This is a genomic window from Gluconacetobacter takamatsuzukensis, from assembly GCF_014174275.1.
GTDB classification, from domain to species: domain Bacteria; phylum Pseudomonadota; class Alphaproteobacteria; order Acetobacterales; family Acetobacteraceae; genus Gluconacetobacter; species Gluconacetobacter takamatsuzukensis.
Genome location: NZ_JABEQK010000019.1, coordinates 1 through 21,518 on the forward strand (window position 1 = coordinate 1; position 21,518 = coordinate 21,518).

The following is a 21,518-nucleotide window of genomic DNA, read 5'->3' on the forward strand; positions in this document are numbered from 1 at the left end:
AATGCCAGCCTGGCCGCTCGGTTCCGCTACGCTTCACCTCCCGGCCAGGCTGGCATCAGAAGCGCATATCAACTAACTATGAAACCGGACCAGTCATCGCAGGCAGCCCAGAGTAGCCTGTGTCGAGATTGAAGTTCCGAAATGGATTTACAAGGAAGTTACTGACGGTAAGCGGCCGGACGTCCTGACAGTCGATCCTGACTATTTTCTGATTTCCACGGGTATTGGACGTTTTATCTACCGATTGGCACGTCAAGCTGCCGGTAAGGGGCAGGCAAGATGGAGCTTCCAGACAATTTACGAACGCAGCGGTAGCGTCAGTTCATTAAAAGAGTTCAGCCGTATCCTCCGTAAGATTATCGCAACCAATGACCTGCCTGATTACGTCTTGCGAGAAGAGGTGGGGCAGAGGGGGCCGCAACTGATGATGCTTCATCGGAAAGCAGCTTTCGATGAACTTCTGGCTGGTGCCAATGGGGTAGTCGATAGGACGGTTTTGGGTGGGGCGATAAGTGATCAGACCTGTGGATAGGCCGTCTATTACACACTGATCACCGTCTATCGCACACCGTTTACCGTCTATTACACACCAGATGCCGTCTATCACACACCGAACAAACTTATAACCATTTGATATAATTGAATAAAAATTCGTTTTTCGCGACTAAAACTTTAAAACTATATAAAACTCTTAAAACCCCCTTGGGTGTGGATAACTCGTCGACCAGTAAGTGCCTGAAGCTTCCAAAATGAGATGAGGGTTTCTGTGCGGATGTGGTATTGGCCTCCCGAACGTCCATGAGGCATCTCGTACGGTCACCGGAGCAGAGAAAAGCTCAATCTTTCGGCGCAGGGCTGAGCCAGTGTCTGATTTTATCGGGATCTGGATCCGGATCAAAGTGGACGGGACGAGCCGTAAAGGAATGACGTTTGGGAGAGGGTTGTTCTTCAATTGTCGAGCGAGGAGTTGCGACGAGGTTAGGTATCGGCTGAACATTGGTTGAACGCGCCACAGAGGGCTGCACGATGAACTTCTGGATATGCCGAGTGAACTGGCTGTAGCTCATTAGCAGAGCATCATGATGCTTTTGGAAAATATCCGTTCTGTTGTAGCCTTGTTCCAACTCTTTGGTGATGACGTCCTTCAGGGCGATAAATCTGACCCGCGCCATACCTTTTTTGCTTGGCGTCATTGAAACGTCTTTTCCTTTCCAAAAGAATGCCTCTCTTGCGGCGATGTGTTTAAACGCATAGGCCTGAGGCTATCATGAAGCGCAAATAAGCTAATATAGGCAATTAAATGCAATTATATGCGAACATAAGCAATAACTTATCATCCTGTTATTTTTGCATATAATTGCACAAAATTGCATAATCTCTGAAAGCAAGATAGGTTGCCCCATAGGGGGCAACGTGCTTGTTCGCCTTCGGCTCAACGCGAAATCAGGAGAGCAGGGGAAACATGTCAGGAGAAAATGACACCAAGAAAAGGCGAGAGAAGCACATCGGTCCGCGCTCAAAGAAACCTATTTGGGTAAGCGTCACAGAGGACGAGAGGAAAGCCATTCAGGATACAGCCCGGCAAGTACGGCTTCCTGTTTCTGCCCTGCTTCGGAAGCTGGCCCTTGGCTATGAACCGCCGAGCATGATTGACCTTGATACCCTCTCGACCCTGACCCGATTGCGGGGTGATTTCGGGCGGTTGGGTGGTCTCTTGAAATTGTGGCTTGTGGACGCGCCTGGCCAAGCTGTTTTAGAGAGCGAAGTGAGAGCCGCGCTCGATACGATTTTGGCTAAGCAAGGCGAGCTTTCCAACCTTATTGTAGCCATGGAGAAAGCAACTGGTAACTGATGGCTCGTTTGGAATGGAGTCATGAGAACAATGCAAGAGTGCCCAGAAAACGATGGTTTTCTAAACGCCATGAAAACATCGCAATTTTCGTCGTGAGAACCGCTTGGGATTTAATATATCCGTCAAGTTTTCAATGTCCTGGTTGAGTTCATGAATCAACGTATAGGGTACGCTCGCGTATCGACTGACGATCAGCACCGCGGCCTACAGCGCGACATGTTTAAGAAGGCTGGACGCCAGCTTAGCTATCGTGACAGGCCGGTGTATAGCTGTTATCGTCACCCTGTTAGTGCATGTTAAGTGCTTTGTTATTGCAAGGGGGCCCGGTTTGGAGCAAACAAACTTTACATGCCGAGTCGATGTTGATCTCAAGCAAGCTTTTCTTAGAGCTGCTAAGGCGAATGATCGCCCTGCTTCCGTGCTAATTCGTGACTTCATGCGTGACTATGTGCAGCAGTCTGTTCAAAGACAGCAAAACAGCCTGCCGTTTGAATGGTAGGCAGACAGTCCCGATGATTGATATGAGTTTAAGGCATGGGAACGGGGTTACATCTTTGAGATGGTAGAGTGTAGATGGAAATAACTCTGGATCAAGAGTTTAATGCAGCTAAAGCGCTCAACTATTCTGCATTTTCTGATTGTGTGCAGCCGAGCGATGATCAGCATTTTCTCGATATTGTTGAAAAGGAGCGTACTAGCGCTTTGCCGTGGAGGGGGCAGTTCAGTCCACAACTCATTGAATACTTACTTGCAAAGCATTGCAAGGAAGGGGACTACATTTTCGATCCTTTTTGTGGGAGTGGCACCGTTCTTCGCGAAGCAGCCAGGGGCGGCTTTAATTCTCTTGGGATGGATGTTAATCCTGCTGCAATCTGCCTTGCCAAAGTTAGTGAGTTGCTAGGGGTTGAGCCAGAGTGTAGGCAGTTGCTTGTTGATTGTGCGCGCAAGTTCTGCCGAAACCTGCAATTAATCTCATCCGGAGATCAAGGGATTATTTTGGTTGAGCAAGCAGTAAGAGTACTCTTTGATGCGGAGTTGAATGAAAAGGAGAGAGTTTTATTGGAGGGTTCTCTTCTGTTTCTATTTTCAAATGGCAATTCAGTTTCAGGCACAAAGTTGTCAAAAGGGATTGAGCGTTATTTGAATGTTGTTTTTGACTTTTATGCTCCTAAATGCTTGATTTCTGCGAGGCTTGGTGATGCTAGATCAGTAGATATTCCGCCGAATACTTTTGATTATCTAGTCACTTCTCCTCCATATATAAACGTATTCAATTACCATCAAAACTATCGCCCTGTTATTGAGGCTCTCGGTCATGAACCTCTCTCTGCCGCTAGGTCTGAGATTGGTGCTAACCGAAAATTTCGACAGAACAGATACATGACTGTTGTGCAGTACTGCATGGATATGGCGCAGTTTTTTATAGAGGCAAGTCGAGTTCTAAAAGAGCAGGCAAAAATAACGATAGTGCTTGGGCGAGAGTCTAATGTTCGATCTGTATCGTTTAAGAACGGAGAGTTGATTAGTGCTGTTGCTTGCCAGGGGATGGGGTATGACCTCATTGAATGGAATGAGCGAAAGTTCACAAATCGTTTTGGAGAATCTATATTTGAGGATGTGCTTACAATGACGCCTCAGCAATTCAGCCTCGATAAAGCTGTGGAGATTGGGCGTGCTGTAGGTGCTCAGGCGTTGAAAAATGCCTTGAAGTATTGCCCTGCAGAGAGGCGAGAAGAAATCTCAGAAGCAATTTGTTCAGCAAATAAAATTTTGCCATCACCAGTGATTAGGGATGCAGCCAATGATTGATGTTGTCTATGTTCGGGCACATGGAGATAAACTTCATGCGTTAGCGCAGAATACTAAGCTTCCTGACAGTGATAAGCCCATGGTAGAGAAGCAACTTCAGGCTTATGCCTCTTGGGTGAAGAGCATGGACTCTCTTACAAGCGAGGGCGATGAACTCCTAGAAGAGCTGGTGACCCTCCTTAATGCATACAAGAAAACGGTAGAGTTCGACCTTATTTTTTGTTCTGGGGAAAACTTTCTTTACAGGCAAAAGGGACAGCTTAAGTTAGACAATACTATTCTTGAAGAGTTTTTGCCTCGATTGTTCGATGCTCGGCTTATTCCGGGTTTTGCTAGACAAAATGGCCTTGAGTGTGGGCCGAAAGCTAGTTTTGCTGGGTTGTCATTCGAAAGTCCGTTGCTTGCGCTGTCTGGTGGAGGAGTTTATATCAAGCGGAAAGATCAAGATTTTTCTGTGACTCGTAGGCATAAAATGCGGATCACGACTCCCTCTAATCCAAATGATATTTTTGAACAAGATTTTCATGTTTCTTATTTCGCTACAGAAATAAAAACTAATCTCGATAAGACTATGTTCCAGGAGGCGGCTGCTACCGCTGGTGAACTGAAAAGAGTCTCGTCAGGGTCAAAATATATTTTACTCTGCGAATGGTTGGATATGACACCAATCAACACAAAACTAACAGCGATGGATGAAGTAATTGTGCTTCGGCGTGCTAAGCGCATAGCTTCTAATCAGCGTTCAGAGTTTTCCACAGCAGCAGGGCGTCAGGAAAAAAGTCAGTGGTATAGCGATTATCTTGATAAACACCCTCTCAGTCTTGAGGGGTTCAAGAGGTTGATTTGGCATCTTAACGAATGTTTTCCTGCTGAGGAGCATGATTCTGAGGACATTGTGCTTGAGCGTGGATATTTTTGAGGGGAGAGCGCATGTCTAATGCTCTAGGCCTGATCGACATTCAGGATTTCCTTTTTGGAATGAGTGATTCATAGAGCAGCATGTTGGCGCACGGAGCATGGGATAGGGATCAAGCGTTATGAGTTGAACGAGGTGCAATGGCAGAGGATTGCGCCTCTGCTATCCGGCAAGGTCGGTGATGCGGGCCGCAGCGGGACGGATAACCGCATGTTCGTGAACGGCTGTCTTTGGGTTCTGCGCTCCCGCGCGCATTGGAAAGACCTGCCTGAGCGGTATGGCAAATGGAAGATGGTACATCGTCGGTTCAACCGATGGTGTCATGCCGGGGTGTGGGAAAAGGTTTTCGAGACGCTGACGGCCGATCGGAACAATCAGTATCTGATGCTCGATTCAACCATCGTTCGCACTCATCAGCAGGCCGCGAGCGGAAAAGGGGGATCAAAGATCAGGCGCTGGGGCGTTCTCGAGGTGGTCTGACGACCAAGATCCATATGCTGGCCGATGCGCTGCGCTCAATTCGTATCGCTTGATCCCCATCGCACGCTCCGCCCATCAACACGGAGACCTATGAAGCAGCGATTAGCCTATTTGGGAATCCTGAATGTCGATTGGCCCTAGATCAGTTTGCTTTCTTGAATGACGAAGAGCCATCTAATGATCTGCCTGCGTTCATCTCCCCACCAACGCCCGCGAGCTATACGGGCTGCGCGAGGGCGAAACCGTGGTTGAAGCCATAGCTCGGCACCGGAGTGACGCGTTAGACATGCGTGACCCTGAATGACTGCGGATTAGCGGCACATGGTATTTTTCATGGAATTTAGATTGATATTTCAATTAACATTTTAATAAATATGATATTTTCTCAGAAATTGATAATCGAGTGGGAATGATTTCGGCCTGCCCGCTCGTATCCCGCAGCGACCCGGAAACCAATCTAACCAATTGATATGAAAAGTTAAGCCGACCGATAGCCTTCGAAGGCTATCGGTCGGCAAAGATCGCGGCTGACGGTCGAAGTCCGCATTGTGAAATGCTGATTTCGGAAGATACCGTCGGAGGAGCGCCGGAAACTCAGCCTTTCCGAACCGCCCCAAGCGTAGCGCGCGGATGGTTCGTGACCAGGATATCGACCGGCCGCGTCCGGACGAAGGCAGCGATTTCGGCGGCAGAAAGCGCATCCATCAGCGCATCGCGGGTCAGCACGTCGCTGATCACGACACAGCCGCGCCGATGGGCGGCGGCGAACAGGTCCGGTGGCGCGGTGCGGGGAATATAGGCCGCAAAGCGCCGCCCGCCCGCCATGGCGGCATAGGTCGAAAGATCCGGCTCCCCTTTCACCAGGCAACTCACCAGGGTCCGGCCGGCCCCGGCAAACGCCCGCGCGGCATTGTCAGCGCTGAAGGTCAACAGAACCGCGCGATCCTCCAGCCCTGCATCCCGAACCAGCCGCGCGACCCGTTCGGGGCCGACGGCCTTGATGTCGAGCATCAGCAGGGCCGGGGGCGTGCCGGCCGCCCAGCGCAGCAGTGCGTCGAAGCCCGGAACACCCTCATCCGTCACCCCGCGCCGATCCCGCAGCCGCAGGCCGTCGATCTCGCGGCGGGTGAGTTCCGCCACGGCACCATGGCCGGTCGTCGTCCGGTCCACCGTTTGGTCATGCATCAGGACAATCGTACCGTCGCGTGTTTCCGCCAGATCGACCTCGACCATGAACGGCCCCGCATCCGTCGTACGCCCGATCTGCGCAAGGTCGTTTTCCGCCTGCTCCGGATCGAGCCACCCCCGATGGGCACAGATCAACGGCCGGGGCGACAGCCGCGCGGGCAGGCCCTCCGACCGGTCCGGCGCAATCCCGGCCGACCGGGCATGCACCGCGTGGAGGGAAGGTGCGAGGCCGCAAGCCGTAACGCTCGCAACAAGTCGGCGGCGGGTCATCATGTCGGCCAGTCCTTTGTCGTTTCTCAATCCGATCCCGTCTCGCCCGCGTCTTTCGGCCGCACCAGTCCGGCCATGAGCGCATCGAACAACACGACGTTCGCAGACCTGATGTCGGCGACGGGCGTACCCTGCATGAACAGCGTCAGTACCCCGTTGGCGGCCGCCCAGACGGCCAGCGCCGCCGTGTCGACGTCGGTCGTCAGGCGGCCGTCATGTCCCAAGCGCTCGACGGTCGCGCGCATCAGCACGAAAGCCTCCTGGCTCGTGCCGGGGTCGGATCGGGTGCTCTCGATCATCAGGCGAAACAGGTTCGGCCGTTCGAGCGCGAACGCGATCCAGCCGTCCCAGCCGCGCTTCAGATCGGCCAGGGCATCCGCCGTCTGACGGTTGGCGCGCTTCTGCGCCATGAACGCGGCGACACCCTGGGCCAGGACGGCGCGCAGCAGGCCCTCCTTGTCGCCGAAATGATGATAGAGCGTCGGCGCGGTAACCCCCGCCACCTGGCAGACGGCGCGCGTCGTCAGCGCCGCGACGCCGCCTTCTTCAAGCAGGCCGGCGGCAGCGGTCAGGATCTGGTCTTCGGTCTTCATGGTCGTTCTCAAAAGCAGGTCTTGCCCTTCTCTATATCGTCGCTATATTCTCACCTATAACGACGCTATAGGTTTATCATGAAAAAGGCATTCGTGACAGGGGGCTCCGGCTTTATCGGCGCGCCGCTGATCCGTCGATTGGTGGCGCAGGGCGTCACTGTCGTGGCCCTGGCCCGCAGCGAGGCCGCGGCGGCGGCGGTCGGCCGGGCAGGGGCCGTCGTCTGTCGCGGCGATCTGCTGGACGCCGGGGCCATTACGGAAGGCATGCGGGGCTGCGACACCGTCTTCCATGTCGCCGGGTATCTGGGCGACTGGGGCCCTTACGCGGTCTTTTACGACACCAACGTCGTCGGCACGCGCACGATGCTCGCCGCCGCGCAGGCCGTGGGCGCCGCGACCTTCGTCGCCGTCGGGGCAGCCGGCGTCGTCATGGGCCGACCGATGCCGATGAAGAACATATCCGAAGACCTGCCGCTCCAGGCCCCGTCATGGGCGCCCTACATCGCGACGAAGGCGGAAGCCGAACGGCTGGTCCGGCAGGCGAATACAGCCACGCTGCGCACAATCGTGATCCGGCCCCCCATGATCTGGGGCGAAGGGATGCCGACGCTCAGGGAAATGGTCGCGGCGGCCGGCAACCGGTACTTCGCGCTGCCCGATGGCGGGCGCCAGATCATATCCACCTGCCACACCGACAATGTCGTGGAATGCCTGCTCCTGGCGGCGGAAAAAGGCCGGGGCGGCGAGGCATACCACGTAACGGACGGCGAGGAGGCAACGCTCAAGACCGTGCTGAACGGCCTTCTCGGCACACGCGGCGTTCCACCGATCGAACGCAGCGCCCCTTTCGGCGTCGTCTGGCGCATGGCGGCCGTCATGGAGGTCGCCTGGCGCTTGTTCCGCCTTCGCGCCAAGCCACCCCTGACGCGCCAGACCCTGCGGATGATCGGCCAGGATTTTGCCCTCGACATCTCCAGGGCACGCCGGGACCTCGGCTACGTGCCGATCATCGACCGCGCCACCGGCATCGCGCGCATGCGCGACAGCCACGGCGAAGGATGACGGCCGAATGGATGCTCCGCGACACCTTTGGCGTCCAGGCGCTCCAGGATCGCCGACAGATCGTCCCCCGCGAAATTGAGCGCCCGGACGGTTCCATGTAGGCACTGGCGCGGTCGAACGCATTCAGCACCAGGACCGGCGGATGGTGCGGCGCATCGTAGGACAGTATCGCGCCGCCCCGGGATTCGATCCTGATGCCCAGCATGTCGCGCGGCCACACGCCGGTCAGGCCGCCAGATGCAATATGCCCAGCACTTCGGTCACCAGTTCGTCCGCCGGTGCCCCCGTATCGATCGTGATGGCGGGTTCGTCGGGGCCGGGCTCTTCAAGCGTGGCGAACTGGCTCTCCAGCAGGCTCGCCGGCATGTAGTGGCCCTGCCTGGCAGCGAGACGCTGCGCGATCGACGGGGAACTGCCGCGCAGATAGACGAAGTGGACATCGTCCGCCCCGCCGGCGATGGTCTCGCGGTAGCACCGGCGCAGGGCAGAGCAGGCGATGATGCCGGCCTTGTCCGCGCCCCGCCAATCCCGGATCGTGCGGGCGATTTCGTGTAGCCAGGGCTCGCGGTCCGTATCGTCCAGCGGGATGCCCTGGCGCATCTTCTCGACATTGGCGGCTGGGTGCAAGGCATCGCCCTCGATGAATTCCCAGTCCAGCCGTCCGGCCAGGAAAGCCGCGACCGTGGATTTTCCACAGCCGGAGACCCCCATGACCACGATGAAGCGCACGGCGCTCATTGGGGCGACGGGATCGGCTCGATCCCCCCCAGGGCCATGAAGATGCGGCCGAAACCGCTGAAAAGAAGCCCGATATCGGTGGCCATGAGGTGAAACGCCGCCCGAATCTGCGGCGCCGCGACCGACAGAGTGATGCGATCGATAGAATTGACAAGCACACCCCTGCCGAGCAACCCGCCAATAATCCAGCGGCGCCGTGGGACTTGCGTGGAAAGGCTGGCCATACTTCCCCCCGATACGTTGATTATGGAGCTTCTCTTGATTGTTGCTTATGAAGCTGCGGTTCGTACCTTGATTGTTGATTTTGGCCTAATTGTTAGCGCTAACATATTTTGCCTGTAAAGTGGAAATTGAGGAGACACCCGATCGATGGCTGCCAGGAAACCACGCACGTCCGTCAGGGGGCGCGTGACGATCGAAGAGGTCGCCGCGGCAGCCGGCGCCAGCACAATCAGCGTTTCCCGCGCTTTTCGGGGCTCCGCCCGGCTCAGTCCCGACCTGCGGGCACGGATCGAGAATGCCGCGGCGGCGCTGGGCTATGTGCCGGACCGGGCGGCCAGCGCGCTCGCCTCCGCACGGTCCATGAATGTCGCGGTACTGGTCCCGTCCATCACCAACATGGTGTTTGTGGACATGCTGGCGGGCATCGACGCGGTGCTGTCGCAGGCGCGTTATCAGATCATCATGGCGACCACGAACTACTGTCCGGCGGAAGAGCAGCGGCAACTGCATGGATTGCTGGCCTTTCGGCCGGATGGGGTGCTGCTGACCGGCATCGACCATCTGCCCGGAACGCTGAACCTGCTGAAGGCACCCGCCCTGCCTGTCGTCCATATGATGGAGCTGAACCATCAGGTGGGCAGCTATTCGGTAGGCTTCTCGCAGGACGAAGGCGGCGCCGCCATCGCGCGGCATTTCGTGGGGCGCGGTTATGGGCGGATCGGTTTCGTGGCGGCGCAACTGGACCCGCGGACCCTGGCGCGCGGGGCCGGATTCCGGCGCGCGCTGAAAGAGGCCGGGCTGGATGCCCCCTACGAACTGATGGTACCGGATCGGTCTTCCATAGCGCTCGGTGCGACGCTGCTGGACCGCGTTCTGACGGAGTGCCCGGACATCGAAGCCGTGTTCTTCTGCAATGACGACCTGGCGCACGGCGCGCTGTTCCGTTGTCAGCGGCTTGGCATCGCCGTGCCGCAACGGCTTGCGATCGCGGGGTTCAACGATCTTCCGGCCTCGTCCTGGACCGTGCCGGCACTGAGCACCGTCGCCACGCCACGCCACGAGATCGGCAGGAAATCCGCCGCGATGCTGCTGGACCTGATGTGCGGTCGAACACCCGAGGCCGCCCGGCTCGACTTGGGGTTCACGCTACACGCAAGGGAAAGCAGCTAGGCGACCTGTGCGCGGGTGATGGAAATCGCCGATCCCGCCATCAAGGCCGTTCCGCTCCGATGCCCGTTCGCGCCGGAATCGAAAATGCGCCGTTTTCCGGAATTATAATGTAATAAGGTCAGGAAATGACGGGATTGGGGCGGGAAGGAATGTCCGAATGTAACACCAGGCGCCCGGTCAGCCTGCTGGACGTCGCGAAGGCGGCAGGGGTTTCGCGTGCGACGGCCTCGCTTGTCTTGCGGCAGAGTCCCCTGGTGGCGGACAAGACACGTTTGCGTGTCGTCGAGGCAATGCAAAGCCTGGGTTATATTTACAACAGGGGGGCCGCCAACCTGCGGCGCAACCGCACCGGGACGATTGGGCTGGTGTTGAACAATATCGGCAGCCCGTTCTACAGCGCGCTGATGGCGGGGGTGGACGAGGTCAACGAGGACGGGTCCGTCGTGACGCTGGTGGCCAACAGCGTCGATTCCCCGGACCGGCAGATACGGCAGATCAGGCGTCTGCGCGAACATAATGTCGATGGGATCATCCTGTGTCCGGCGATCGGGAGCGATGAGACGCTGGCGGTCGAACTGGCGCGGCTGGACCTGCCATGCGTGCAGGCGCTGCGGCATGTTGAATTGCTGGGCGGGGACTATGTCGGTGCCGATTATCGGTCGGGGATCGAAAAAGCGGTGCGCCATCTGGTGGGCTCGGGGCACAGGCGGATCGTGTTCGTGGGGGCCATGGCGCTGCATTCGGCCGCGCGGGAGCGCAATGAGGGCTTTCGGCATGCGACCGGGCTGCATGGCCTGGAGGGCGGCCTGGTCGTGGCGGGCGGGCCCGACAATGTCTATGACGTCGCGGCGTTCGACCGCCTGCTGAAGACGCGCAATTCGCCAGATGCCGCCGTGTGTTATAACGATGTCATCGCCCTGAACGTCATGAACAGGCTCCGCTCCCTCGGGCGCCAGCCCGGCCGGGATTTCGCGGTGATCGGCATGGATAATCTGCCGCAGGCGGCAGGGGCCTTTCCGGCACTGACGACGATCGACACGCGTCCGCACGAAGTCGGGCGGAAAGCGGCGGCACTGTTGCAGAAGCGAATCGCGCAGCCCGGACTGGCGAATGGGGAGCATATCATCGTGCCGCCCAGCCTGATCGTCAGGCAAAGCTGCGGAGAGACGAGCGCCGCGGCCTGAGCGGCACCGTCCGAAGCGGCATTATCCAAAGATGATACAATCGTGAATGCAGGCGGCCTGTATGCCGTGCGCGTGACGGCAGGCGGAATCATGCCCGGGAAACAGTGCCTTGCGGCGCCTGATGCCGGGCTGGCGCCGGATATCCGGCCTGGCACGAAGAGGCAGCCAAAAAAATGATTTTGCATCTTTGCCCGATTTGGATCGATCTATATCCGTCGTAGCAACCTCTTAGCCAAGAACAAGAACAGGCGCGCAGGATGATTCCTGATGCCGTCACGAGGGGGACGCATGAAAAATTCACTCGGCTGGGGCCTGATCGGCGCCAGCAATGTCGCACGGGAGTGGATCGTCGACGCGATCCGTGCCCAGCGCGGCAATCATATCCGGACGGTCCTGAGCCGCGATGCGGCCCGTGGCGCGGCATTCGCGCAGGCGTGCGACATTCCTGCCAGCACGACGGATCTGGACGATATCCTGCGCGACCCGATGGTGGACGCGGTCTATGTCAGCACCGAGAATGCGCTGCACCATGACCAGGTTCTGGCGGCGGCGCGTGCCGGCAAGCATGTGCTGTGCGAGAAGCCGCTGGCGCTGAGTGTCCACGACGCGCAGGAGATGGTCGATGCCTGCCGGGCGGCCGGCGTCGTCATGGCCACCAATCACCATCTGCGGTGTTCCGCACTGCATATCGCGCTGCATGAACATCTGAAGGCTGGGGCGATCGGGCGGCTGAATGCCGTGCGGGTCTTTCATGCCAATTTCCTGGCCATGATGGGCGGCTGGCGGCTGAACGACGCGGGTGGCGGCGTCTTTCTGGACAGTACGATCCATGACGTCGACACGTTGCGCTTTCATCTGGACGCAGATCCGACGGACGTGTTCGCCATGGCCCAGAGCGGCAGGCGGGGTGCCGCAGGGGTCGAGGACGGCATCATGGCCGTCCTGCGCTTTCCCGATGACGTCCTGGTACAGATCCATGGTGCCTACAGCGTGCCTTTCGCGCCGGGCGGGATCTCGTTCTTTGGGGAAAAGGGCGTGCTGGTCGGGCGTGACTGCATGAGCCAGCGGCCGGCTGGCACGCTGGCATTGCGCGACGGAGACGGCGAGCGGGATATTCCGCTGGTGCATCACAATCTTTACCATTTCGCCCTGCGACGCTTCACGCAGGCCGTCGCGGGCGAGGGGCGGCCAGCCGCGACCGGCGAGGATGGCGTGGCGTCGCTGGCGATCGTGCTGGCGCTGAAGGAAGCGGCCAGGACCGGGCGCCAGATCCGGGTCGGTGCAACATGAGCGCGGTCGTGGCAACGCATGGGCGGTCCGCCTATGCCGTGGCGTCCGGCCCGCAGGCCGGTCGCGGCAACGATCATGCGCTGGACCGCGCGTCGGATCAGGAAAGCATGAGCCCGGCGGAACTGCGGCGGGCCACCTGGACCTGCTCGATCGGCAGCGCGATGGAGTATTACGATTTCGCGTTGTACAGCCTGGCGTCGGCCCTGGTTTTCGGCCCGCTGTTCTTTCCCAGCACGGTGCCGTTCATGGGGCTGGTGGCCAGTTTCGCCACCTATTTCCTCGGGTTTGCCGTACGGCCCCTGGGGGGCATCTTCTTCGGGGCCCTCGGCGACCGGGTCGGGCGCAAGACGGTGCTGCTGGCGACGATCACGCTGATGGGACTGTCGAGCACCGCGATCGGCCTGATTCCGACCTATCAGTCGATCGGGGTCTGGGCGCCGATCCTGCTGGTCCTGATGCGGCTGCTCCAGGGGTTCGGCGCCGGGGCGGAGCAGGCCGGGGTCGCCATCATGATGACCGAGTCCGCTCCCCGTGGCCGGCGTGGCTTCTATGCGGCCCTGCCGTTCCTGGGGATCCAGGTCGGGACGGTCGGTGCCGGGCTGGTCTATTTCACCATGCTGGTCGGCGTGCCGAACATCGCGGCCACCTGGCTGTGGCGCCTGCCGTTCCTGGGCAGCGCCATCCTGCTGGTCACGGCGATCTACATGCGGATGCGGCTGAAGGAATCGCCCGCCTTCGCGCGCCTGCGCGAAGAGCGGCATGTGGAGACGACGCCGATCCGCGAGACCCTGCAATCGGCCTGGAAGCCGATCCTGTGCGGGCTGGGACTGCGGATGGCCGAGAACGGCAGTTCATCGATCTATCAGGTTCTGGCCATCAGCTATCTGGTTCATACCGTCGGGATGAGCGGCCGCTGGGGCACGATGGCACTGATCGGCGCCGCCTGCGTCGGGGCGGGGACCATTCCGGTGGCGGGGCTTCTGAGCGACCGGTTCGGGCGGGTGCGCGTCTATCGCGCCTTCGCCATCCTGCAAGTCGTTTCCGCCCTGCCGATCTGGTTCGTCTTCAGTCGCGGCAATCCGTGGCTGTGCCTGGCGGCGCTGTCGCTGGGGTTGGGTATTGCGACTTGGGGCATGTTCGGGACCCAGGGCGCGTTCCTGCCGGAAATGTTCGGGGCGCGGCATCGCTATACCGCTGTGTCGTTCACGCGTGAGTTTTCCTCGGTCATCGCGGGCGGCGTGTCGCCCATGGTGGGGCAGTTCCTGATCGCGATGTTCGTCCATTTTCATGTCGGTGGAACGGATGCCGGCAAGATCGCATGGCTGCCTCTGGCGATCTATGTGGTGTTTCTGGGCGTCCTCGCGATCATCGCGACCTATTTCATCCCCGAGACGCGCGACCGCGATCTGCTCGACGATCGGGATGCCTTCTGAACATGTATGGGAGATCATGCGGTGATGGACAGTCTTGAATGCAGTCGCGTCCCGCCGGATGCGACCGGGCAGGTCGATGCGGACATGATCGCCGTCCTGAGCGACGCGCTGCTGGAGGCCCGACGCGCGCAGGGCGGAACGGTCGATACCCTGCCGGCGGGCCTGTCGCTGCCGGATGACGCCGCGGCCTATGCCGTGCAGGATGCGGTGGCCAGATGCCTGCGGGAAAGCGCAGGGCCGGTGGTGGGGTGGAAAGTCGGAGCCCCCAGTCCGGACGCCACGCCGTTCTGCGCGCCGCTGCATCGCGCGACGCTTTTTTACGGCGATACGCAATTGCCGCCCGGGCTGTGCCGCGTCTTCGGTGCCGAGGCAGAGATCGTCTATCGGATCGGCAGGGACCTGCCCTTCAGGGAGGGCGGCTGGGACGAGGCCGCGGTGCGCGATGCCATCGCCTCGGCGCATCCCGCGATCGAAATCTTCGATACGCGCTTTCCCCGCCCGTTTCAGTATGCGCGGCTGATTCATCTGGCCGATCAGGGCAATCACGGCGCGTTGGTCATTGGCGAGGGCATCACGGACTGGGCGTCGCTGCATCCGGTGACCGAGCCGGTGCGCCTGGTCGTGGATGGCGCGGTCCGGATGGCGCATCGGGGCGGCAATTCGGCCGGAGATCCAATCCGGCTGCTGGTCTGGCTGGCCAATCATGCCGCCGCGCGCGGCATGCCGTTGAAGACAGGGGATGTCGTGACCACGGGGTCGATGACGGGGACCGAATTCGTGCCGGCCGGTACGGTGGTGCGTGTCGAATTCGGGTCGCTGGCGCCCGTCAGCGTCACGATGCCCTGACCGTCTGTCATCATTTTCAGGAGTTGAAGCGTGAAGCCGGAAATACTTTTGATCGAACCCATGATGGCGGAAATCGAGGACGCGCTCCGCTCCGCCTATATCGTGCATCCCTATGACGGCGCGGCCGATCCGACGCATTATGCCAGGACGATCCGGGGCATCGCGACCGGTGGCGGGACGGGTGTCCCCCGCGCGGTAATGGACAGCCTGCCGGCACTGGAGATCATTGCCATCAACGGCATCGGCACCGATGCGGTAGACCTGAAGGAAGCGGCGCGCCGCTCCATCGCCGTGACGACGACGCCGGGCGTGTTGACGGACGACGTCGCCGACCTGGCCCTTGCCTTCATTCTGACGGCGATGCGCGACCTGCTGGCGGGCGATCGCTTCGTCCGGGACGGGCAGTGGGGAAAGGGCACGCTGCCGCTGGCCCATACGGCCTCCGGACGGCGTCTGGGGATTCTCGGCATGGGGCAGGTGGGACGGGCCGTCGCGCGCCGCGCGCGGGGCTTCGACATGTCCATCGCCTATCACGACCTGAAGGATCTCGAGATCGAGGGCGCCGCGTATGTTGAATCGCTGGTGGAACTGGCCCGGCAGAGCGATATTCTGGTGATCGCGGCCTCCGGCGGCCCGCAGTCGCGTCATATCGTCGATCGCGCGGTCATGGAGGCTCTCGGGCCGCATGGCCTGCTGGTCAATGTCGCCCGTGGCAGCGTGGTGGATGAAGAGGCCCTGGTCGCGGCGTTGCGGGACGGCGTTCTGGGCAAGGCGGCGCTGGATGTGTTCGAGCATGAACCGAACGTGCCGCCGGCCCTGTGGTCCATGGAGAATACCGTGCTGCAACCGCATCGGGCGAGCGCCACGGTCGAAACCCGTCTGCGCATGGGGCGTCTGGTCGTTGACAATCTGGCCGCGCATTTTGCCGGCCGGCCATTGCTGACGCCTGTGCGGTAGAGACACGATCCGGCCGGCTGCCTCACGCAGCCGGCCGCGGGCCCGAAGAAGCAAGAATAAAACAAGCAGGCATCCCGCAAGAGATGACCTGCGGACGGGATCCGGTATTCGATAAGCGATTACTGGCATTGGATCGATCCACAACGTCCTGCAATCAGGCGTTGTTTCGAGGCATGTCATCATGAACAAGAAAAAGACGATCGCCCTTTATGGCGTGCTGGCCTGTTTTGTCCTGACGGCTTTTTACGGAACGGCGCGGGCGCAATATCGCGGCCCGGTTTCCTATACGGCGCCGGTTTTTGCGCTGGATGCGCCTGGTGCCTATGCGAATACGCCGTTTACGCCGGATGTCGAGAATATGCTTCTGCCCTGGGAAAGGGTGGTCAAGAAGCTGAATTCCTACGGAATCGGCATTGTCATCGATTATACCAGCGAAAGTGCGATTGCATTGAATGGCGGGCGTCCCGGCGATGCAGCCTATGCCCACCAGATCGGTGCGGAACTCGATCTGGACTGGGAAAAGCTGATCGGCTGGAAAGGACTGATCATGCATGCCGTCTTCGTCAACCGGGCCGGCCGCAATCTGGCATCGGATTTCGGGGATGTATCGCTCAACGGATTCCAGGAAATCTATGGCGGCGGCGGGAATGTGGGCGTCCATATGGTCTACGCGTATGCGACGCAGGATCTGTTCAGAAAGCGCGTGCAGATCGCGGTCGGCAAGATGCCGGTCAATATCGATTTTGCAAATTCCTTTCTGTTCTGCACATTCATGAACAAGTCGAACTGCGGCATTCCGAAATCGCTGACCCGTGGGGCGGCCGGGTTTGGCACCTATCCCGGCTCGACATGGGGCATGCGCGTTCGCTACTGGCCGCTGCATGGCGTTTACGGGCAGTTCGGGCTGTATGGCGTCAACCCTTATCTGAATACCAACCAGTATGACCGGACGGGATTCAATGTCGGCACGGATCTTTACACCGGGGTGTATGTGCCGGTGGAAATCGGCCTGGTGCCGTCCTTCGGGCCGAACCGGCTGCTGGGGCACTACAAGGCCGGCTTCGGGTACGATTCATCGCAATATCGCGATGTCTATTACGATGCGCAGGAAAGGCCGGCGCTCGCGACCGGGCAGCCTTATCGCTGGACGTCCGGCAAGACGCAGTTCTGGCTGGAAGGCGACCAGATGCTGATGCGCAACGGCAAGGGGGCCATGGACGGCCTGTATCTGCTGGGCGGCATGGTACGCAACGAGCCGGGGAACGGACCTTATCTGTATCAGTTCTATGCCGGTGTCGTGGATCGCGGCATGTTTAGCGCGCGACCGAAGGACATGTTCGGTATCGAGTGGTCGCGTACGACGGTGAGTCCCGATCTGCAATCTTCGCAATGGCTGGCCTATGACAATGGAAGTCGCACCTTGCCCGGCAAGGCGACCTATCCACAGAGCTATGTCCAGACACTGGAAGTCACCTACGTCATTCACGCTTTCCGGGGGCTGTCGATACAGCCTGACTACCAGCATATCTGGCGTCCGAACCTCCAGCGCAACAAGTCCCAGATCGACGCGCTGGGACTGAAGATCCATGCGGCCCTGTAGGGCGGCGCGACACCCCGGCCGACGCCGGCAGCCCCAGGTCCTCGCGGCCCCGATCGGTGCCCTCCGCCATGCCCCTTGATCGCGCGCCCCCGCCCCGGCACGGTTCGGGGGGCACGTGCCGGGGAGGAATCGGAGGTCCGATGCACAAGCGTTTTCTCATGGCCGGTTTTTTTCTGCTGGCCGCTTCCGTCGCCAGAACGAATGCTCCGGCACGCGCGGCCCCGGTCTCGGCCGCGTCGGAAGAGGCCATGTCGGCCAGCCAGACACAGCGGGCCGTCGCGGCCGCAACGGCGTTTCTCGCGACGTTCGATGCACGGGGCAGGGCGGCAGTGCAGTTTCCCTTCGTGGCGGAAAAGCACGGCATGTTGGCACGGTTCCGCCGCAGCACGCCCGACGGGCCCTCGGTACCGGTAACCGACGCGCAGGCAGCGGCTCCGGCGGCACGCGGACCGGGCATGGGGCCGCCGGGCGGCTTCATCGGCGAGCGGTACGGGGCGGCGGTATGGTCGAACTTTCCCGTCAGCGACGTGCCGCGCCCGGGTGTGCGGATGGGGCAACTGACCGGGGCGCAGCGTGCGGCGTGCATGCACCTGCTGGAGGTTCTGCTGAGCGCGAAGGGCTACCGGAAGGTCCTCGACATCATGGGCTCGGACCAGGCGCTGGCCGATAGCGGCACACCGTTCGCCTCCGGCCGCGCGGTCTATACGATCGCCCTGTTCGGCACGCCATCGGCCACGGCACCGTGGATGGTGCAGTTCGGCGGCCACCATCTCGGGCTCAATCTGGTGATCGACGGCGCGCATGGGGCGATGACGCCGACCCTGACCGGGGCGCAGCCGGCGGTGTACCAGGCGGATGGCAAGACGGTGCGGGTGCTGGCGGGCGAAAACGACAAGGCCTTCGCCCTGCTAAACGCACTGGACGCGACGCAGCGCCGGCAGGCCATCCTGCCCTATGCGGTGGACGACCTGGTATCCGGCCCGGGGCATGACGGCGAGACGCTCGTCCCCGAAGGGATCCGGGGCGCCGCGCTGACCCCGGCGCAGAAGGACCTGCTGATGGATGTGATCGGCGAGTGGGCCGGGATCATCGACGATGCCTACGCCGCGCCCCGCCTGAAGGAAATCCGCGACGACCTGGACGAGACCTGGTTTGCCTGGAGCGGACCGGTCACGCACCCGCAAGGCCGGAACGGCTCCTCCTATTACCGCATCCAGGGACCGCGCCTGCTGATCGAATTCTCGCCGCAGGGCGTGGGCGGCGACGCGACGATGCACGTTCATACGGTCTATCGCGACCCGACGAACAGCTACGGCAGCCGGTTCACCCTCCGATGAGGCACGGAGGATGGATGGCCCTCATGGCCCTGCTGGCGGCCATCGGGGCCCCGGCGCAGGCGCATCGGCTGGATGAATATCTCCAGGCGACGACGATCGACCTCGCGCGCGACGGCATCACCCTGCGGCTGCGGCTGACCCCCGGGGTGGACGTGGCGGCGCGGGTGATCGGGCAGATCGACCGGAACGGCGACGGTGTGCTGTCGGCGCAGGAACAGCAAAATTATGCGGAGCAGGTCGCGCGGACCCTGTCGCTGTCGCTGAACGGCACATCCATTGCCCTTCACCCCGACGCGGGCGCGTTCCCGACCGTGGCGGCGATGAGGGGCGGCGCCGGAACCATCGATCTTGCGTTCGACGTGCGGACCCGCCTCGAAAACGGGGCCTATCGTCTCGCCTACAGCAACGGTGCCTCCGGCCCCGATACGGTCTGGCTGGCGAACTGCCTGCTGCCCCGGGATTCGTCCATCCACGTCACGCAGCAGCACCGCTCGGCGGACCAGTCATCCTACCGGCTGGATTTCGTCGTCGGTGACGGGAAATCCGCGCGATAACCCGATCTTGTCGGGTCTTTTCCTCAAGGCGCCCACCGACCCGGTCGCGCACGATGACGCTGTATTGCGCGCAGGACAATTGCGGATCGGGGCGATTGGGCGTTTGCTCCCGGTGCGGGAGGTCAGCCACCGGGGCGGCTCCCATGACACAGGAGGCCATCATGTCCGACCTTGTGGTACTCGGTTTCGATACGCTCGACGGCGCGACGCTTGCCCGCGAAGAGATATGGAAACTTGAAAACGAATATCTCGTTGATGTGGAGGATGCGGTCGTCGTCCGTCGCACCGGCGACGGCAGGCTGCATCTCGATCAGTCCGTGCATACGGTGGCCCTCGGGGCACTGGACGGATTCTGGAGTGGAATGCTGCTTGGAACATTGGTGGGGCTGGTTTTCCTCAACCCCCTGGCCGGTTTCGCCATCGGCGCGGTGGCGGGGGGAACGGCCGGCACCGTCGGGGGTGCCCTGACGGATTTCGGCATCAATGACGACTTCATCCGGCATGTCGGCGAGAGCCTGGCGCCCGGCACGTCGGAACTCTTCGTCCTGGTGCGGAAGGTGGAGCCGGAAAAAGTCGTCGCGCATCTGCGGGCGCTGACGGGCCATCCCCATATCGTCCAGACCTCGCTTTCACCCGAGGCCGAACAGAAGCTGCGCCTGGCATTCACCCAGGCAGGCCCCCAGGGAAGCGCCGGCACGGTCTGACCTTCGCGCGGATAACGGGAGAGATAGTGTGGCAACCATCTACGATCAGGTTCAGCGGCTTCGCTCCGACCTCGAGACACTGGGCGCCGACCTTCTGGATACGGACCAGGCGCTGCGGACCGAATTCAAGTCCTGGGGATTGCGGAGCGGCGCGAAGGCGCTGCGAAAAACCGCCAAGCGCCTCCAGGACCTGGGCGATACCGCCGTGAACCAGGCCAACGACCTGAACGCGAAGATCCTGGAAAAGGTCGGGGATTCGCAGGAACGCGCGCAGAAGGTCTCCGTGCTTCTCGGCGAGACCGCCGCCAGGCTGGAACGGAGCAATCAGGTCGTCAAATCGGGCGGCATCGGCCGCAAGCTGGCCGGCGTGGCCATCGGGCTGGCCGCCGCCGGGGCCATCGCGGCGGTGGCCAGGGAAATGTGCCGCAAGCCATAGTCGCCTCCGTCCCGGAACAAGGATGTCGCCATGGCCGCGCGGGCAAGCTGGAAGGGCACGCTCACGATCGGGAAGCTGGCCTGCCCGGTTGCGCTCTTCGCGGCGGTATCGACGTCCGAGCGGATTGCCCTGCACCTGGTCAACCGCGCGACGGGCAACCGCGTGCATCGCCATTATGTCGACAGCGAGACCGGCGACGAGGTTGCGCGCGACGACCAGGTCAAGGGCTACGAGACGAAAAACGGCGACACCGTGCTGCTCGATCCCGAAGAGATCGCGGCGGCGGTGCCCGACAGCGACAAGAACCTGGCAGTTTCCGCCTTCATCCGCTGCGGGGAGGTGGACGATGTCTATCTCGACCGGCCCTATTATCTGGGCCCCGCCGAACCGGCGGCGGAAGAGGCCTTCGCGCTGATCCGCGAAGGCCTCGCGCAACGCAAGGTCGTGGCCCTGGCCCGGACCGTCCTGTTCCGCCGCGTGCGGACCCTGCTGATCCGGGCGCACGAAGGCACCCTGATCGCCACGACCCTGAATTTCGATGACGAGGTACGCGCCTCCCAGGACGCGTTCAGGGATATTCCCGACCACCCGCTGCCGCAGGAAATGCTGGATCTGGCGGCCCATATCATCGAGACCAAGAGGGGCCATTTCGACCCCTCGGCCTTCGAGGACTGGTACGAGGCAGCCCTCGCCGCCCTGGTCGAGGCCAAATTGAAGGGAAAGGCGCCCGTCCCGCCGCCCCATCCGGCCGAAAGCAAGGTCGTCAACCTGATGGACGCCCTGCGCCAGAGTGCCGGGGCATCATCGCGGCCACCCGGGCGGAAAAAGCCCCGGTCGCGCGCGCGACCCACCGGTGAAAGTCGCAGGGCGAGCTGAC

21 protein-coding genes and 2 pseudogenes are annotated in these 21,518 nt (G+C 60.9%); 18 read left to right on the plus strand and 5 right to left on the minus strand.

The window, feature by feature from the left end; genetic code table 11:
* Window positions 1-112 precede the first annotated feature (112 nt).
* Window positions 113-532 (plus strand): annotated as a pseudogene (locus tag HLH27_RS16330) (replication initiator protein A); the annotation flags it as partial.
* Between the two features lie 304 nt (window positions 533-836).
* Here the strand turns inward: HLH27_RS16330 and HLH27_RS16335 are convergent.
* On the minus strand, window positions 837-1,193 hold the full coding sequence (locus HLH27_RS16335; RefSeq protein WP_182951108.1) for a hypothetical protein: 357 nt from the start codon (window positions 1,191-1,193) through the stop codon (window positions 837-839).
* A gap of 269 nt (window positions 1,194-1,462) precedes the next feature.
* Here HLH27_RS16335 and HLH27_RS16340 point away from each other — a divergent pair, with 269 nt between their 5' ends.
* The 4 genes and pseudogenes from HLH27_RS16340 to HLH27_RS16355 form a co-directional block, all read left to right on the plus strand.
* The gene (locus tag HLH27_RS16340; RefSeq protein ID WP_182951109.1) at window positions 1,463-1,852 is read left to right on the plus strand and encodes a plasmid mobilization protein; all 390 of its coding nucleotides are present in this window, start codon (window positions 1,463-1,465) and stop codon (window positions 1,850-1,852) included.
* 573 nt (window positions 1,853-2,425) lie between these two features.
* Window positions 2,426-3,661: a DNA methyltransferase gene (locus tag HLH27_RS16345; RefSeq protein WP_182951110.1), complete on the plus strand. Its 1,236-nt coding sequence runs from the start codon at window positions 2,426-2,428 to the stop codon at window positions 3,659-3,661.
* Window positions 3,654-4,580 (plus strand): Bpu10I family restriction endonuclease, encoded by a 927-nt coding sequence (locus HLH27_RS16350; RefSeq protein WP_182951111.1) that lies wholly within the window; start codon window positions 3,654-3,656, stop codon window positions 4,578-4,580. The genes HLH27_RS16345 and HLH27_RS16350 overlap by 8 nt, the downstream gene beginning before the upstream one ends.
* 108 nt (window positions 4,581-4,688) lie before the next feature.
* Window positions 4,689-5,086 (plus strand): annotated as a pseudogene (locus HLH27_RS16355) (IS5 family transposase); the annotation flags it as partial.
* A gap of 565 nt (window positions 5,087-5,651) precedes the next feature.
* Here the strand turns inward: HLH27_RS16355 and HLH27_RS16360 are convergent.
* A complete protein-coding gene (locus tag HLH27_RS16360; RefSeq protein ID WP_182951113.1) occupies window positions 5,652-6,518 on the minus strand; it encodes a glycerophosphodiester phosphodiesterase family protein in 867 nt (288 codons plus the stop codon).
* 23 nt (window positions 6,519-6,541) lie between these two features.
* Entirely contained in the window at window positions 6,542-7,108 is a 567-nt protein-coding gene (locus HLH27_RS16365) for a TetR/AcrR family transcriptional regulator (protein WP_182951114.1), read from the minus strand.
* A 93-nt stretch (window positions 7,109-7,201) separates the two neighbouring features.
* On the opposite strand from HLH27_RS16365, the gene HLH27_RS16370 reads away from it, so the two are divergent.
* Window positions 7,202-8,170: an NAD-dependent epimerase/dehydratase family protein gene (locus tag HLH27_RS16370; protein ID WP_338029938.1), complete on the plus strand. Its 969-nt coding sequence runs from the start codon at window positions 7,202-7,204 to the stop codon at window positions 8,168-8,170.
* Between the two features lie 225 nt (window positions 8,171-8,395).
* Here HLH27_RS16370 and HLH27_RS16375 read toward each other — a convergent pair whose 3' ends face one another.
* Both HLH27_RS16375 and HLH27_RS16380 read right to left on the minus strand, forming a co-directional pair.
* Window positions 8,396-8,908, minus strand: a complete 513-nt coding sequence (locus tag HLH27_RS16375; protein ID WP_182951116.1) for a gluconokinase — start codon at window positions 8,906-8,908, stop codon at window positions 8,396-8,398.
* Window positions 8,905-9,132 carry a hypothetical protein gene (locus HLH27_RS16380; RefSeq protein WP_182951117.1) on the minus strand — a complete coding sequence of 76 codons (228 nt, stop codon included), beginning with the start codon at window positions 9,130-9,132 and terminating at the stop codon, window positions 8,905-8,907. The genes HLH27_RS16375 and HLH27_RS16380 overlap by 4 nt, the downstream gene beginning before the upstream one ends.
* 145 nt (window positions 9,133-9,277) lie before the next feature.
* Here HLH27_RS16380 and gntR point away from each other — a divergent pair, with 145 nt between their 5' ends.
* From gntR to ku, 12 genes are all read left to right on the plus strand, one after another.
* Complete coding sequence (gene gntR / locus HLH27_RS16385; RefSeq protein ID WP_182951118.1) at window positions 9,278-10,300, plus strand: HTH-type transcriptional regulator GntR; 1,023 nt, start codon at window positions 9,278-9,280, stop codon at window positions 10,298-10,300.
* A gap of 149 nt (window positions 10,301-10,449) precedes the next feature.
* Window positions 10,450-11,484, plus strand: coding sequence for a LacI family DNA-binding transcriptional regulator (locus tag HLH27_RS16390; protein ID WP_182951119.1), 1,035 nt, complete (start codon window positions 10,450-10,452; stop codon window positions 11,482-11,484).
* Between the two features lie 288 nt (window positions 11,485-11,772).
* A complete protein-coding gene (locus tag HLH27_RS16395; RefSeq protein WP_182951120.1) occupies window positions 11,773-12,774 on the plus strand; it encodes a Gfo/Idh/MocA family protein in 1,002 nt (333 codons plus the stop codon).
* On the plus strand, window positions 12,771-14,207 hold the full coding sequence (locus tag HLH27_RS16400) for an MFS transporter (RefSeq protein ID WP_182951121.1): 1,437 nt from the start codon (window positions 12,771-12,773) through the stop codon (window positions 14,205-14,207). The genes HLH27_RS16395 and HLH27_RS16400 overlap by 4 nt, the downstream gene beginning before the upstream one ends.
* 24 nt (window positions 14,208-14,231) lie before the next feature.
* Entirely contained in the window at window positions 14,232-15,053 is an 822-nt protein-coding gene (locus HLH27_RS16405; protein ID WP_246375973.1) for a 2-keto-4-pentenoate hydratase, read from the plus strand.
* 30 nt (window positions 15,054-15,083) lie between these two features.
* Window positions 15,084-16,010, plus strand: a complete 927-nt coding sequence (locus HLH27_RS16410; protein ID WP_182951122.1) for an NAD(P)-dependent oxidoreductase — start codon at window positions 15,084-15,086, stop codon at window positions 16,008-16,010.
* A 181-nt stretch (window positions 16,011-16,191) separates the two neighbouring features.
* Window positions 16,192-17,610 (plus strand): carbohydrate porin, encoded by a 1,419-nt coding sequence (locus HLH27_RS16415; RefSeq protein WP_246375968.1) that lies wholly within the window; start codon window positions 16,192-16,194, stop codon window positions 17,608-17,610.
* Window positions 17,611-17,858: 248 nt separating this feature from the next.
* The gene (locus HLH27_RS16420) at window positions 17,859-18,947 is read left to right on the plus strand and encodes a DUF3500 domain-containing protein (RefSeq protein ID WP_408870865.1); all 1,089 of its coding nucleotides are present in this window, start codon (window positions 17,859-17,861) and stop codon (window positions 18,945-18,947) included.
* A 14-nt stretch (window positions 18,948-18,961) separates the two neighbouring features.
* The gene (locus tag HLH27_RS16425) at window positions 18,962-19,501 is read left to right on the plus strand and encodes a hypothetical protein (RefSeq protein WP_246375969.1); all 540 of its coding nucleotides are present in this window, start codon (window positions 18,962-18,964) and stop codon (window positions 19,499-19,501) included.
* Between the two features lie 161 nt (window positions 19,502-19,662).
* Complete coding sequence (locus tag HLH27_RS16430; RefSeq protein ID WP_182951125.1) at window positions 19,663-20,205, plus strand: DUF1269 domain-containing protein; 543 nt, start codon at window positions 19,663-19,665, stop codon at window positions 20,203-20,205.
* Window positions 20,206-20,233: 28 nt separating this feature from the next.
* Window positions 20,234-20,641 carry a hypothetical protein gene (locus tag HLH27_RS16435; protein ID WP_182951126.1) on the plus strand — a complete coding sequence of 136 codons (408 nt, stop codon included), beginning with the start codon at window positions 20,234-20,236 and terminating at the stop codon, window positions 20,639-20,641.
* Between the two features lie 30 nt (window positions 20,642-20,671).
* Window positions 20,672-21,517, plus strand: a complete 846-nt coding sequence (gene ku / locus HLH27_RS16440; protein WP_182951130.1) for a non-homologous end joining protein Ku — start codon at window positions 20,672-20,674, stop codon at window positions 21,515-21,517.
* Window position 21,518: the final 1 nt, after the last annotated feature.